Source organism: Duodenibacillus massiliensis (assembly GCF_900128485.1).
Lineage (GTDB): Bacteria > Pseudomonadota > Gammaproteobacteria > Burkholderiales > Burkholderiaceae_F > Duodenibacillus > Duodenibacillus massiliensis.
This window is the reverse complement of record NZ_LT635861.1, coordinates 553,792-566,415: the sequence shown is the minus strand read 5'-3', so window position 1 is coordinate 566,415 and position 12,624 is coordinate 553,792. Positions and strand designations below refer to the sequence as shown.

Here is a 12,624-nt window from a genome sequence, read left to right as displayed (position 1 = left end):
TGACGGCAGTTTAGCGGCCGGCGGCGACCTTTGCACGCCCACGGAAACACACGGAAAAAACCGGATACACCTCCTTTCGGCGGAGGTGACACACGGGCTTTGGGCGTAGACTGTCAAGGGTGTCGCAGCTCCCTGCCGCACGAGTTTTTCCCACGCCCCTCACCCCCGATTTTTCAGGCTGTAAGTATGACCGCCAACTGGAAAATTACGCTTGCCATTCTCACCGCCAACACGGTTTTAATGTCGGCAAGCTACACCATGCTGATCCCGTTTCTGCCGATGTACCTTATTCAGGAACTCGGGGTTGCGCAGGGCGACGTCAACTGGTGGAGCAGCGCAATCTTCTCGGTAACCTTCCTGATTTCAGGCATCATGGCCCCCATCTGGGGCGCGATTGCCGACAAGAAGTCACGCAAACTGATGGCTATCCGCGCGGCTGCGTGTCTTGCCATCACCTACACGCTCGGCGGGCTTGTGCAGGGGCCCTGGCAGCTATTCTGGGTACGTGTGCTTCAGGGACTTTCAGCAGGCCTCTGGCCTGCAACGCTTGCAATTATGAGTGCCCATGCGCCGCACAACCGCCTGGGCTTTTCCATGGGTGTGATGCAGGCAGGTCTTACCGCAGGCGGCGTTTTGGGTCCCTTGATCGGCGGGCTTTTGGCCGAATACATCGGCATGCGCTCGACGTTTCTTGCCTCGGGCGCCGCACTTTTTCTCATTACGCTTGTGTTGGCATTCTGTGTGACCGATTCTCCGGCCGGCAAAAAATCCGCGGCTGCCAAAGAGACGGCGGACGCCGCAGCAACCCGCCCCAATCCCCTGCGGCTTGCGGTGGTTCAGCGCATGCTTTTTGCCGCAGGCGTTGTGCAGCTCACGATTCTCATGACGCAGCCCGTGCTTCCCCTTTACATTGCGGAACTGCAGGGCTCGATGGAAAGCATCGTGCTTATTTCCGGCATCGTCTTTTCGATTGTCGGTATTTCAGGCGTCCTCGCTTCGCCTCCCTGGGGCATTCTGGGGCAAAGCTGGGGGTACCGTCCGGTGCTCTACCTCTCGCTTCTTTTCAGCGCGGTTTTCGGTATTGTCCAGGCCATTCCCCATGACCTCACTTGGTTTACCATGTTGCGCTTCATCGGGGGGCTTGCGTTTGCCGGGATCTTCCCTGCCATTAACGCAGTGCTGACCCAAAGCACGAATCCCGCGGACCGCGGCAAGGTTTTCGGTTACTCATACTCGGCTCAGCAGTTCGGCAGCGTCATCGGCCCGATCTTCGGCGCTGCGCTTGCCACGTGGTGGGGCAACCAGGTCGCCATTGCCGCTGCGGGCGCCGTTCTGATTCCCGTGGTTGCGGTCCTCTACTTCTTCCGTCCGAAAAACGCAGCTCCCGCAACCGGAGCGCCGCTCAACAAATAGACGCGAAAAAGGCCGTCAGCTCCGCTGCAGCGACGGCCTTTTTTGTTGTTACCTGAAAACCGGTTACCAGGCAGCCTTTACGGCACCGTTAAAGGTCTTTTCAATGAATGCCTTCACTTCCGGCGACTGATAGGCCTTCACGAATTTCTGCACCTTTTCGTCCTTGGCGTTATCAGCCCGGCTTGCAATGATCATGAGGGCAAAGGGCGCCTCGCGGGATTCGAAATAAAAGCCCTGCTTGGCGGGTGAAAGCCCTGCGCTGATGACGTAATTCATCGGAATCGCGGCGATTTCCACGTCGTCAAGGCTCCTCGGCAGCTGCGCTGCCTCAAGCTCAACAACCTTAATGCCGCGCGGATTTTCGACGATGTCAGCCGGCGTGGCGGTGTTTCCCGTAACACCGGCCTTCAGTTTAATCAGGCCCGCAGCCTGAATCAGAAGGAGCGCCCGTCCGCCGTTTGTCGGGTCGTTGGGAATACTGATTGTGGTGCCTTCCTTAATGGCATCAAGGCTCTTAATCTTGTTGGAATAAAAGCCCATCGGCTGCACGACCGCATCGGCAATCTTCACAAGATTCGCATTTTGCTGTTTATTAAAGTTATTCAGGAACGGCTCATGCTGGAAAACATTGGCGTCAAGTGACTTGTCCGCCAGAGCCCGGTTGGGCGAAATGTAGTCGGTGAATTCCACCACCTTAACGGTGAGACCATTTTTGGCGGCAACCTTGGCGGCTTCGTTGACAATTGCAGAATGCGGGCCGGCGGTTGCGCCCACCTTGATTTCTTCAGACTTCTGAGAGCCGCAGCCGGTTAAAACCGACGTAACGGCAACAGCAGCCACAGCGGCAGCGATGATTTGACGACGTGCAAACATGTTGATCTTTCCCTGTATGTTGTTCTTTGAAGGGCCTCTCGGCCCGAGGTCTGTGCATCTTACGGGAAAGAAAAGCGAAGAAAACAGAAATCGCGTAAAGCATTGAGGTATTACGGCGCCGGACAACAAAAAACCCTGCACAGGCAGGGCTTTCATCGGCGTACTTGGCAGGGGTAGTAGGATTCGAACCTACGAATGGCGGATTCAGAATCCGCTGCCTTAACCGGACTTGGCGATACCCCAGTACGTTTGGTGCGGTCGGAGAGACTCGAACTCTCATGCCTCTCGGCACAGCCACCTCAAGGCTGCGCGTCTACCAATTTCGCCACGACCGCAAATTTTTATCTCTGAACAAGTGCCGCACCTTGGTACGTTTGGCAGGGGTAGTAGGATTCGAACCTACGAATGGCGGATTCAGAATCCGCTGCCTTAACCGGACTTGGCGATACCCCAGTACGTTTGGTGCGGTCGGAGAGACTCGAACTCTCATGCCTCTCGGCACAGCCACCTCAAGGCTGCGCGTCTACCAATTTCGCCACGACCGCATACGGCTTATTCAGATTGTCTTCACAGCTGAAGTTTTATCCTCAACTGCGAAGCTCAGCATTTTAGCGCGGAATCTGATTAGATTGCAAGTCCTTTCCGGAATTTTCTGCCGGAGCCGTCTGTTCCGTGGTCGTCATCGACCCCAAAACACCGCCCTTGTCGGCACGGGCCTGCTTCTGATAGGCGCCGGAACCGAGTGTCACGGCAATGGTGGCACAGAAAAAGATCGTGGCGGCAACAGCGGTGGAACGCGACAGGAAGTTCGCGGACCCCGACGCACCGAAGAGTGACCCGGAGGCGCCGGCACCGAAGGCCGCGCCCATATCGGCACCCTTACCGTGCTGCAGCAGCACGAGAATAATGACGGCAACGGCGGCAATGATCTGAATGATGACCGCCACGCTCATAAGCATCTGCATGTTTTCTTTTCCTGTTGGTTAGATCTGTGCCGCGGCACAAATCGCATAAAAATCTTCCGCCTTTAATGACGCGCCGCCCACAAGGGCTCCGTCAATGTCAGGCATGGCAAAAAGTTCTGCGGCATTCGCCGGTTTCACGCTGCCGCCGTAAAGGATGCGCATTGCTGCGGCAACTGCCCCGCCAAAGCGCCGGGCCAGTTCAGCCCTCAGTGCGGCATGCACCGCCTGCGCTGTCTCTGGCGTTGCCGTCTCACCGGTGCCGATCGCCCACACGGGTTCGTAAGCAAGCGTCACCTTCCGGAGGTCACCCTCTGTAAGTCCGTGAAGTGCATTAACCGTCTGCGCAATCACCACCGCGTCGGTCTTTCCCTCGCGGCGCTCGTGAAGGGTTTCTCCAACGCAGAGGATCACTTCAAGCCCGGCCGCAAGCGCTTTTTTCACTTTTTCGGCTACCACCTCATCGGTGTCGCCGAAAAGGCTTCTGCGTTCGCTGTGACCGACAAGCGTCACACCCGCACCGATGTCAGCGACCATAGCCGCAGAGACTTCGCCCGTGTAGGCGCCGGTGTCAAAGCGGCTCACGTCCTCAGCCGCGGTTTTCACGCGGCTGTCTTTGAAAAGTCCGGCGAGTTCCGGCAGATACACAAAGGGCGCCGCCACCGTCACGTCACAGGTGAGCCCCGCCGCAAGGCGCAGGAAATCACGAACCCAGGCGGCGTTTGCTGCTCTTGATCCGTTTAATTTCCAGTTGGCTGCTGCGTACTTGGTTCGTGCCATGTTTATCTGCCTTGTCTTTACTCATTTGAGGCCGCATTTTAACGGAAAGCCCGGGTACCGAAATACCCGGGTTTTTCGTGAAAGCGCCGCAAGGTGGGGGCTCTGGGCCCCCTTCCCTGCATTTAACCGCGGCCGGCTGAGTTATTCAGCGCGGACGTTGTCCTTGCCTTCGTTTAAAAGAGCCTTCATGGAAAGACGCACACGGCCCTTTTCGTCGGCTTCGATCACCTTCACGCGGACAACCTGGCCTTCCTTGAGGTAGTCGGAAACCTGATTGACGCGTTCATTGGCGATCTGGCTGATGTGAAGCAGGCCGTCTTTGCCGGGCAGCAGGCTCACGATGGCGCCGAAGTCGAGCAGACGCTGCACGGTGCCTTCGTAGATCTGGCCCACTTCGATTTCAGCCGTGATGTCTTCAATACGCTTCTTGGCGATGGCGGCCTTTTCCGGATCGCTCGAAGCGATCGTGATCGTGCCGTCGTCTTCGACGTTGATCTGGCAGCCGGTTTCTTCGCAGAGACCACGGATCGTGGCGCCGCCCTTACCGATCACGTCACGGATCTTTTCCGGATTAATCTTCAGAGTCGTCAGACGCGGGGCAAAAGCGGAAAGCTCGTGCGCGCCGTCGCCGGCCATTTCGTGCATCTTGCCGAGGATGTGCATGCGGCCTTCGTGCGCCTGGGCGAGAGCTGCCTGCATGATTTCAGCCGTGATGCCTTCAATCTTGATGTCCATCTGCAGAGCCGTGACACCGTTTTCGGTACCCGCGACCTTGAAGTCCATGTCACCGAGGTGGTCTTCGTCACCGAGGATGTCGGTGAGAACGGCAAACTTGTTGCCTTCCTTGATAAGACCCATGGCAACACCGGCCACGTAGTCCTTCAGAGGCACACCGGCGTCAAGCATCGACAGGCACCCGCCGCAGACGCTTGCCATGGAGCTCGAACCGTTGGATTCGCAGATTTCGCTCACAACGCGGATCGAGTAAGCGAAGTCGTCAGCCGAGGGAAGCACCGCCTTCAGAGCGCGCTTGGCAAGACGCCCGTGGCCGATTTCACGGCGCTTGGGGCTACCCACGCGGCCGGTTTCGCCGGTGGCAAACGGCGGCATGTTGTAGTGCATGATGAAGCGGTCACGGCTTTCGCCCATGATCGAATCGACAATCTGTTCGTCCTGCTTGGTGCCCAGGGTCGTGATGACGAGCGCCTGAGTTTCGCCGCGGGTAAAGAGGGCCGAACCGTGGGTGCGCGGAAGCACGCCCTGACGGATTTCGATCGGACGCACCGTGCGGGTGTCGCGGCCGTCGATACGGGGCTTGCCGGCGAGGATGTTGCCGCGGACGATCTGCGCTTCCATCTCAAAGAGAATGCCGTGCACTTCGTTCATGTCGGGCACTTCGGTGCCGGCAGCTTCGGCGTCCTTGGTAAGCGCCGCTTCCACGGCTTCGTAGACCTCACGCAGCTTATCGTTGCGGTCCTGCTTGCTGCGCAGCGTATACGCGGCGTGCAGGCCTTCTTCAGCGAGCGCACGGATGCGGGCAATAAGCGCATCGTTCTTGGGAGCAGGCTGCCAATCCCAGGCGGGTTTGCCGGCTTCGGCAACGAGATCATGAATAGCGTTGATCGCGACCTGCATTTCGCGGTGACCGTACATGACGGCGTTAAGCATCGTTTCTTCGGGCAGGCGGTCGGCTTCGGATTCAACCATCAGAACAGCGCGTTCGGTGCCGGCCACGACGAGGTCGAGCTTACTTTCATGCATCTGCGAAACCTTGGGGTTGCAGACGAAACGGTCGTTGATGTAGCCCACGCGGCAGGCGCCGATCGGGCCCTTGAAGGGGATGCCGGAGACAGCCAAAGCGGCAGACGCCCCGATCATGGAAGGAATGTCGGGATCGACTTCCGGATCAACAGACAAAACGTGAATGATGACCTGCACTTCGTTAAAGAAGCCGTCCGGGAAAAGCGGACGGATCGGGCGGTCAATGAGGCGGCTCGTGAGCGTTTCCTTTTCGCTCGGGCGGCCTTCACGCTTGAAGAACCCGCCGGGGAACTTACCGGCGGCGTAGGTCTTTTCGATGTAGTCAACGGTGAGCGGGAAGAAGTCCTGTCCGGGCTTGGCTTCCTTCTTGGCGACAACGGTGGCAAGCACCACGGTGTCGTCCATGGCGCAGACCACAGCACCGGTGGCCTGACGGGCGATTTCCCCCGTGGTAAGCGTCACATTGTGATCGCCGAACTGAAAGCTCTTCGTGACTTTATTAAACATCGTCATGATGAAATGAGATCCTTAAAAGTTCCTGTCTGAAGATCCCTGCGGAATTTCCGAAAACACGCCGGTTTCCTTAAGGCGACGGCACGCTGCGGCACGGAAGCTCTCTCAGAAGAGAAGTCTGACGACTGAAAGCGTCGGTGTCGCAACGCGCGGATCCGTCACAAACCGTCAGGGGCTCTTAAACAAGGAAAGGAAGAAAAAAGAGGTCCAGATAAACGCACAGCCTGTGTGCCGCTAAAGGACAGACAGGCTGTTTTTGAACCGGTTACTTACGCAGCTGCAGCGTATCGATGAGCTTGCGGTAGGCGGCGACGTCGGTGCGCTTGAGGTAGTCAAGGAGCTTACGGCGGCGGCTCACCATCTTCAGAAGACCGCGGCGGGAGTGATGATCCTTCATGTGTTCCTTGAAGTGACCGGTCAGACCGTTGATGCGGGCGGTGAGAAGAGCCACCTGGACTTCGGGAGAACCCGTGTCGCCGGCAGCGCGCTGGAACTTGGCAATGACGTCAGCCTTGTTGATCTGTGCAGACATTGATTTTTACCTGTAAAAAGTAGGTTAAAAAGGACGCAAACAAGCGGCCAAGGGTGTCTTGAGCCCGTGCCGTGATTTGCGAAAGGCGGTATTTTAGAAAAAAAGCGCAGGAAAAACAAACCTCCTGCGCTTTTTACGGGTCACACCCTGTATCAGACCGTATGCTGCGGGTTGCAGCTCGGTTCCGTATCAAGGCGGCTTAAGGCATTGAGATAGGCCTTGGCGGAAGCCGCGATGATGTCCGGATCGGCGCCCACGCCGTTCACAATGCGGCCCGAGCGCGCCAGACGCACCGTCACGTCGCCCTGGCTTTCCGTGCCGCCGGTGATGGCGTTCACACTGTAAAGCTGCAGCTCGGCGCCCGACTTCACTACCGCTTCAATCGCGCGGAAGGTGGCGTCCACCGGACCGTTACCTTCGGCTTCCGAACGTTTTTCAACGCCGTTATCCGTCCAGACAACCGTGGCCTTCGGTTTTTCACCGGTCTCAGACTGCTGCAGAAGGCTCACAAACTCATAGCGGTCCTGATGGGCCTTGGCGGGCGCTTCCTTAAAGAGCGCCTGAATGTCTTCGTCAAAGATTTCACTCTTGCGGTCGGCAAGATCCTTGAAGCGGACAAAGGCGGCGTTAAGTTCCGTTTCGGTTGCAACCGGAATGCCGAGCTCCTTGATGCGCTGACGGAAGGCGTTGCGGCCGGAGAGTTTTCCAAGAACGATCTTGTTGTGCGTCCAGCCCACATCCTCGGCACGCATGATTTCGTAGGTTTCACGGCTCTTAAGCACGCCGTCCTGGTGAATACCGGAAGCGTGCGCAAAGGCGTTGGCGCCCACCACAGCCTTATTGGGCTGCACCGGGAAACCGGTGATGGAACTCACAAGCTTACTTGCCGCCACAATCTGTTCGGTATGAATGCCGGTCTCAAGGCCGAAGTAGTCGCGGCGGGTCTTCACGGCCATCACGACTTCTTCAAGCGAGCAGTTGCCCGCGCGTTCGCCCAGGCCGTTAATCGTGCATTCGATCTGACGCGCTCCGCCCTGCTTGACGCCGGCCAAGGAGTTGGCCACCGCCATACCGAGGTCGTTGTGGCAGTGCACGGACCAGACGGCCTTATCGGAATTGGGAACGTGCTCGCGGAGGTCAGCGATAAAGGCACCGTAAAGTTCGGGCACGGCGTAACCCACCGTATCGGGAATATTGACGGTCGTGGCACCGGCGTCAATCACGGCTTCGCAGATGCGGTAGAGAAATTCCGGATCCGAGCGGTAGCCGTCTTCAGCGGAAAATTCAATGTCGTCGGTGTACTTGGCGCAGGCCCGCACGGCGGCCACGGCGCGCTCAAACACTTCGTCAGGCGTCATGCGCAGTTTTGCCTGCATGTGCAGGGGCGACGTGGCAATAAAGGTGTGAATACGGCGGCGCGGCGCCGGGGCAATCGCTTCACCGGCGCGTTCAATGTCCTTGATTGAAGCACGGGACAAAGAGCAGACGGTGGAATCCTTCACATGACGGGCAATCTGATGAATCGCATCAAAGTCACCCTGAGAACTGGCGGCAAAACCGGCTTCCATCACGTCCACACCGAGACGCTCAAGCTGCAGCGCAATGCGCAGCTTTTCTTCCTGCGTCATCGAAGCACCGGGGCTCTGCTCCCCGTCGCGAAGCGTCGTGTCAAAAATAATGAGACGGTCTGTCATTGCGCTTTCCCTTACGAATGTTGTTATGTTAGATCTTCACTGCCGGAAACAGACATTGTCTGCTGAGTTTATAGCGGGACAAGCGCTTTGTCTAAGCGCGGCACGTCGCACGGATGCGGGGCTCTTTTCTACCGATAGAAAATCCGCAGTGACAAAAGCACCCCGAGAACAAGAAGCACCATACCCGCGGTCATCGACCAGACAGGCCACTCCAGCCTCAGAATATGCGCATAGACAACCGCAAAAAGCGTCTCAAAAACAATCATCTGTCCCGCAAGGGCCGTCGGAAGCCGCTGACTCATCTCGCTCCAAAACACGGTTCCCACCCAGGAGCACAGAAGCCCTGAGGCAATCATCACAAAGACAAACCAAACGGGCTGCGGCCCCAAAAGGGGACCGCCCGCGTTAACCGTTGTCTGCACGAGGGCAAAACCCGCGCAGGCAACAGGCAGCGTTGCCAGGCCCTGCGCCGTGGTCCACGCGCGCGGCGTCCGCTTCGGATGGTCAATCAGCCAGTCGGCGTTACAGATCGGGTACCACGTCCAGACCGCCAGGGCGGCAATACCGAATAAAACACCGTACCAGAAGCGCTCGGGGTTACCCTGGCTCGCAGCGACCACCGCGTTAAATTCGGAGATGTTGGCAAGCACGAGGCCCGCAAAAATAAGAACCAGAGCCGGTATGAGGCTTCGCCAGCGGACAAACCGTCCGCGCTTTTTATCTCTGAGGTTTGCAATCACCGCAACAAGCACAGGGATAAGCGCCATGCACATGCCGGCAAAAGGCGCTCCCGCCATATTGATGCAGTTCAAAAGAAGCCAGTAATAGACGCAGTTACCGAGCACCCCGAGGGCGCAGGCCGTCCCCCAGTCTTTAAGGGTGTAGTGCGCAAATTCGTGCCGCTGCATCCACATCAAAGGAACCGCCACCAGGCCGAAACTGATGTAGCGGGCCGTCGCGATAATCACAGGATCGTAGTCCGGGAGCACCAGCGGAACCAAGTACACGAAGCCCCAGAGTACGCAGGCACCGAGACCGTAGAGCACACCGGAGAGCATGACCGAATCCTTGGAGATGATTAAGGCAACAACGGCAGATTCTCTCAGAAATCGCCCGGTTTTGCGCGGCGGGCTGCCTTAATTTCGGCGTGCCGCGCCTTGGCTTTAAGCCGGCGTTCGCGGGCGCCCTTGCCGGGGCGCGTGGCAATGCGGTGTTTGGGCTTAACCAAAGCCGCCGAAATCATGACCTCAAGCCGGCTTCGGGCGGCCCGGAGATTGGCCTGCTGGGTGCGCTCGGTCTGCGCTTTAATGAGAAGCACGTTGCCGTCGACAAGTTTTGCGGCAAAAAGCGTGCGGAAGCGCTCAACCGCGTTAGCAGGCAGCCCGCTCTCAGACAGGGAAAACCTCAGCTGCACGGCCGTAGCGACCTTGTTGACATTTTGTCCGCCCGGGCCGCTGCTTCGCACTGCGCTCCATGTAACGGAGGCTTCTTTGATCACAAATTTTTCTGACATCGTTTTCCTGCACTGCCGCCAAAACCGCGCTCCAGTTGGTAGTTTCGCGTCCGTAATGAGACAATTCCGGCAACAACAATTTTTTCAACAAACATCCTGCAATGCGTCAGTCCGACAACAATCCGGCCGTGAACGACACCGACACCCGCGTGCGCGAGAGTGTCCGGGTTAATTCGCCCCATCAGATTGAATTCAAGGAGCGCGTTGCTTTTCCAGAAAGCGCGGACTCGGTGCGCTACGAAACGGAAACCTATATTTTTCTGCCGCCCGCGCTGCAGGTAACGCCCGAACACTTCACAAGCGCCACACTGCTGCGGTCTCTGAAAAACTACATCCGTCTGCGGGCTCCGAAGCTGCCGCTTACCGCTTTTGAAGATAACGCCGGTCCTTTTGCCGATCTTGACAGTGCGTTAAAGGACATCAACGTGCGAACCGTCAACGCCGATGAAGACTATGAAAACGCCGTGAGACGCTTTGCACTTACCTACCGGCAGAGCGTGAAGTCGGCTCTGGAAACCCTTGCTCAGGATCCGGACAGCTGTACGACGGAAGATGTACGGCGCATTATCGGACAAATCACCGGAATACTCGCGGCTTACCGCAGCCGCCAGACCTATCTTGTCACGCTCGGCCGCGAACTCGGCAACAACCACGCCTGGGCCTACTGTGATGAATTCATGAGCATCATCACGGCTTACTACCTCCGTAACGTCTATCTGGCGCTTGACTTTGAAAAGCAGGAAATCGTGCTTACGCTCTGGGAAAGTGAAAAGCAGTACCGGCTCAAGCACTACCCTTTGAGCGTCCCGGGCGCTGGCGCAGACAATGAAACGCTGCTTTTCCGCTGGTCGGTACTTAAGAAGTACGTGAGCAGCCTTTTGTTTCTTGAAGCCAAAGTCCAGGGCGGACAGCCCATGCTGCTGCATTCCCTTTACGGCGTTGCGGCCGCGGTCTCCATGCTCTTTGCCACCATCATCGCCTTTTCCTGGCAGGGAACCTACGGGTCACTCTCGATGAACCTCTTCTGGGCCATGGTGATTGCCTACATCTTCAAAGACCGCATCAAAGAGAGTTTAAGAGCGTGGCTTTACAAGCGCTTTCAGAAGTGGATTCCCGACAGGCGTCTGCAGCTTGAGCGCGGCTCCTACCGGCACGCCGGTCAGGTTGAGGAATCGTTTCGCTTCATCAATGCCGAGCAGGTCCCCGAAGCCGTCCGCAAGCTGCGGGAGTCCGCGCACACCATTGAACTTTTAAGCGGCAAACTCCCTGAGGACATTCTGCTTTACAAAAAGGAAGTAACGCTTGAGAAACTCAGGACCCTCACGCAGGACACCGGTAATTCCGTGCTTGACATCATGCGGCTTAACATCAGGGACTTTCTGCGCTACACCGAAACCCTTTTTGAAGAGCTTCCCGTGCTTGAAGAGGACGCCGCGGAAACCGCAGCCCGTCAGGCCTTCGGTGAAAAGATCTATCACATCTACGTGGCCCAGCGAATCAAAATCGGCGAAAAGCGTGCCGTAGCCATGCAGCGGCTCGTCATTAATGCCCAAGGCATCAAGCGCCTTGAGACCGTGCAGCCGTTGACCACCCAAAACGAAGACTGATGCCGCGGGCAACTCACCGTGCGATAATTGTCGATACCGCTTTTCGTTTTTTTTCAGAGGTTCCCCATGATTCAAAACACCGCTCTGACCGAATGGTTCCGTCACGTGCCCGAGGACAAGTGGCTCAGAGATCCTGCCGCTTCCCAAAATGACGCGCAAGCGATCTGGGACAAGCTGGGTCTTAAGCCCGGCATCCGGATTTTTGAATGTCCCTGCGGCAAAGCCGACATCGGTTTTCCCCTGGCGCGCATGGGCGCCATCATGAGCGGCATGGACTTTAACCCCCACTTTGTGGCAGCGGCCCGCAACAAGTTCTACCGCGCCGATCTTCCCGGGACCTTCACCAACGACGACATGCGCCACGCGGTGTTCCCGCACAATCAGGATCTCATCATCAACTGGGCGAGCTCCTTCGGTTATTTCAGCGATGAAGGCAACAAGGATCTGCTCGAGCGCTTTGCCGAAAGCCTCAAGTCCGGGGGTGAACTTTTAATCGAAGTCGCCAACCCCAAACTTGTAATGAGCGGCAGGGCCACGCGCCTTATCGCGTCCGGCGAAACGGTGCCTGAAACCTGGGACGAAGAAAGCCGCCGCGCCTCGGTTGTTTTCCCGTCCAATGAATACCGCGGTCCGGTGGTCGCAAGCATCCGCGTCTACACCACGGACGAATACAAGGAAATGCTCAAGGACGCGGGCCTTACGCTTCTTGCCTTCTACGGCCAGGGCTTTACCGAATACACCGATGAGAGCACCCGCCTCATTGTGCACGCCAAAAAACCGTAAACCGCATAAAGCACATACGGCGCTCAGAGCCGGCTGCAGGACTGCAGCCGGCTTTTTGTTTGGGCTTGTTTCGGAGTTACTCAAAACAACGCACCTGCGGTAGGATGATTACAAACAAAAATCCGAAAGAGGAAAACCGTATGGCCGTCAAGTTTCTTTTCAAAACCGCCGTTGCCGCTGCTGTTGTGGCGGG

The 12,624-nt window shown here is 57.4% G+C and carries 11 protein-coding genes and 2 tRNA genes; 3 read left to right on the top strand and 10 right to left on the bottom strand.

Translation table 11 applies throughout. The annotated features are described in order from the left end of the window. Nucleotides 1-186 precede the first annotated feature (186 nt). The gene (locus BQ7486_RS10110; protein WP_074009917.1) at nucleotides 187-1,413 is read left to right on the top strand and encodes an MFS transporter; all 1,227 of its coding nucleotides are present in this window, start codon (nucleotides 187-189) and stop codon (nucleotides 1,411-1,413) included. Between the two features lie 63 nt (nucleotides 1,414-1,476). Here the strand turns inward: BQ7486_RS10110 and BQ7486_RS10105 are convergent, their stop codons facing one another. The 10 genes from BQ7486_RS10105 to arfB all read right to left on the bottom strand — a co-directional run bounded on the left by BQ7486_RS10105 (nucleotide 1,477) and on the right by arfB (nucleotide 10,041). Then, nucleotides 1,477-2,286, bottom strand: a complete 810-nt coding sequence (locus BQ7486_RS10105; RefSeq protein WP_074009916.1) for a MetQ/NlpA family ABC transporter substrate-binding protein — start codon at nucleotides 2,284-2,286, stop codon at nucleotides 1,477-1,479. A gap of 250 nt (nucleotides 2,287-2,536) precedes the next feature. Then, nucleotides 2,537-2,621, bottom strand: a tRNA-Leu gene (locus tag BQ7486_RS10095). A 125-nt stretch (nucleotides 2,622-2,746) separates the two neighbouring features. Beyond that, nucleotides 2,747-2,831 (bottom strand) — tRNA-Leu (locus tag BQ7486_RS10085). Between the two features lie 63 nt (nucleotides 2,832-2,894). Further along, on the bottom strand, nucleotides 2,895-3,251 hold the full coding sequence (gene secG / locus BQ7486_RS10080) for a preprotein translocase subunit SecG (RefSeq protein WP_022372626.1): 357 nt from the start codon (nucleotides 3,249-3,251) through the stop codon (nucleotides 2,895-2,897). 18 nt (nucleotides 3,252-3,269) lie between these two features. Beyond that, nucleotides 3,270-4,028: a triose-phosphate isomerase gene (gene tpiA, locus BQ7486_RS10075; protein ID WP_074009915.1), complete on the bottom strand. Its 759-nt coding sequence runs from the start codon at nucleotides 4,026-4,028 to the stop codon at nucleotides 3,270-3,272. Between the two features lie 141 nt (nucleotides 4,029-4,169). After that, nucleotides 4,170-6,302, bottom strand: a complete 2,133-nt coding sequence (pnp, locus tag BQ7486_RS10070; protein ID WP_074009914.1) for a polyribonucleotide nucleotidyltransferase — start codon at nucleotides 6,300-6,302, stop codon at nucleotides 4,170-4,172. Between the two features lie 265 nt (nucleotides 6,303-6,567). Beyond that, the gene (gene rpsO, locus BQ7486_RS10065) at nucleotides 6,568-6,834 is read right to left on the bottom strand and encodes a 30S ribosomal protein S15 (RefSeq protein WP_022372623.1); all 267 of its coding nucleotides are present in this window, start codon (nucleotides 6,832-6,834) and stop codon (nucleotides 6,568-6,570) included. 152 nt (nucleotides 6,835-6,986) lie between these two features. Continuing rightward, nucleotides 6,987-8,528, bottom strand: a complete 1,542-nt coding sequence (locus BQ7486_RS10060) for a 2-isopropylmalate synthase (RefSeq protein WP_074009913.1) — start codon at nucleotides 8,526-8,528, stop codon at nucleotides 6,987-6,989. A 128-nt stretch (nucleotides 8,529-8,656) separates the two neighbouring features. Next, nucleotides 8,657-9,586 carry a DMT family transporter gene (locus BQ7486_RS10055; protein ID WP_074009912.1) on the bottom strand — a complete coding sequence of 310 codons (930 nt, stop codon included), beginning with the start codon at nucleotides 9,584-9,586 and terminating at the stop codon, nucleotides 8,657-8,659. 44 nt (nucleotides 9,587-9,630) lie between these two features. Further along, entirely contained in the window at nucleotides 9,631-10,041 is a 411-nt protein-coding gene (gene arfB, locus BQ7486_RS10050) for an alternative ribosome rescue aminoacyl-tRNA hydrolase ArfB (protein ID WP_074009911.1), read from the bottom strand. Between the two features lie 101 nt (nucleotides 10,042-10,142). Between arfB and BQ7486_RS10045 the strand changes: the two genes are divergently transcribed. Together BQ7486_RS10045 and BQ7486_RS10040 are read left to right on the top strand one after the other, a co-directional pair. Next, a complete protein-coding gene (locus BQ7486_RS10045) occupies nucleotides 10,143-11,648 on the top strand; it encodes a hypothetical protein (RefSeq protein WP_074009910.1) in 1,506 nt (501 codons plus the stop codon). Nucleotides 11,649-11,714: 66 nt separating this feature from the next. Further along, a complete protein-coding gene (locus tag BQ7486_RS10040; protein WP_074009909.1) occupies nucleotides 11,715-12,431 on the top strand; it encodes a class I SAM-dependent methyltransferase in 717 nt (238 codons plus the stop codon). The last annotated feature ends 193 nt before the right edge of the window (nucleotides 12,432-12,624 follow it).

Coding starts and splice junctions, on each gene's coding strand:
- BQ7486_RS10060 (WP_074009913.1), bottom strand. CDS start 8,528: ATGACAGACCGTCTCATTATTTTTGACACGACGCTTCGCGACGGGGAG.
- BQ7486_RS10045 (WP_074009910.1), top strand. CDS start 10,143: ATGCGTCAGTCCGACAACAATCCGGCCGTGAACGACACCGACACCCGC.
- secG (WP_022372626.1), bottom strand. CDS start 3,251: ATGCAGATGCTTATGAGCGTGGCGGTCATCATTCAGATCATTGCCGCC.
- tpiA (WP_074009915.1), bottom strand. CDS start 4,028: ATGGCACGAACCAAGTACGCAGCAGCCAACTGGAAATTAAACGGATCA.
- BQ7486_RS10055 (WP_074009912.1), bottom strand. CDS start 9,586: ATGCTCTCCGGTGTGCTCTACGGTCTCGGTGCCTGCGTACTCTGGGGC.
- BQ7486_RS10110 (WP_074009917.1), top strand. CDS start 187: ATGACCGCCAACTGGAAAATTACGCTTGCCATTCTCACCGCCAACACG.
- rpsO (WP_022372623.1), bottom strand. CDS start 6,834: ATGTCTGCACAGATCAACAAGGCTGACGTCATTGCCAAGTTCCAGCGC.
- BQ7486_RS10105 (WP_074009916.1), bottom strand. CDS start 2,286: ATGTTTGCACGTCGTCAAATCATCGCTGCCGCTGTGGCTGCTGTTGCC.
- BQ7486_RS10040 (WP_074009909.1), top strand. CDS start 11,715: ATGATTCAAAACACCGCTCTGACCGAATGGTTCCGTCACGTGCCCGAG.
- pnp (WP_074009914.1), bottom strand. CDS start 6,302: ATGACGATGTTTAATAAAGTCACGAAGAGCTTTCAGTTCGGCGATCAC.
- arfB (WP_074009911.1), bottom strand. CDS start 10,041: ATGTCAGAAAAATTTGTGATCAAAGAAGCCTCCGTTACATGGAGCGCA.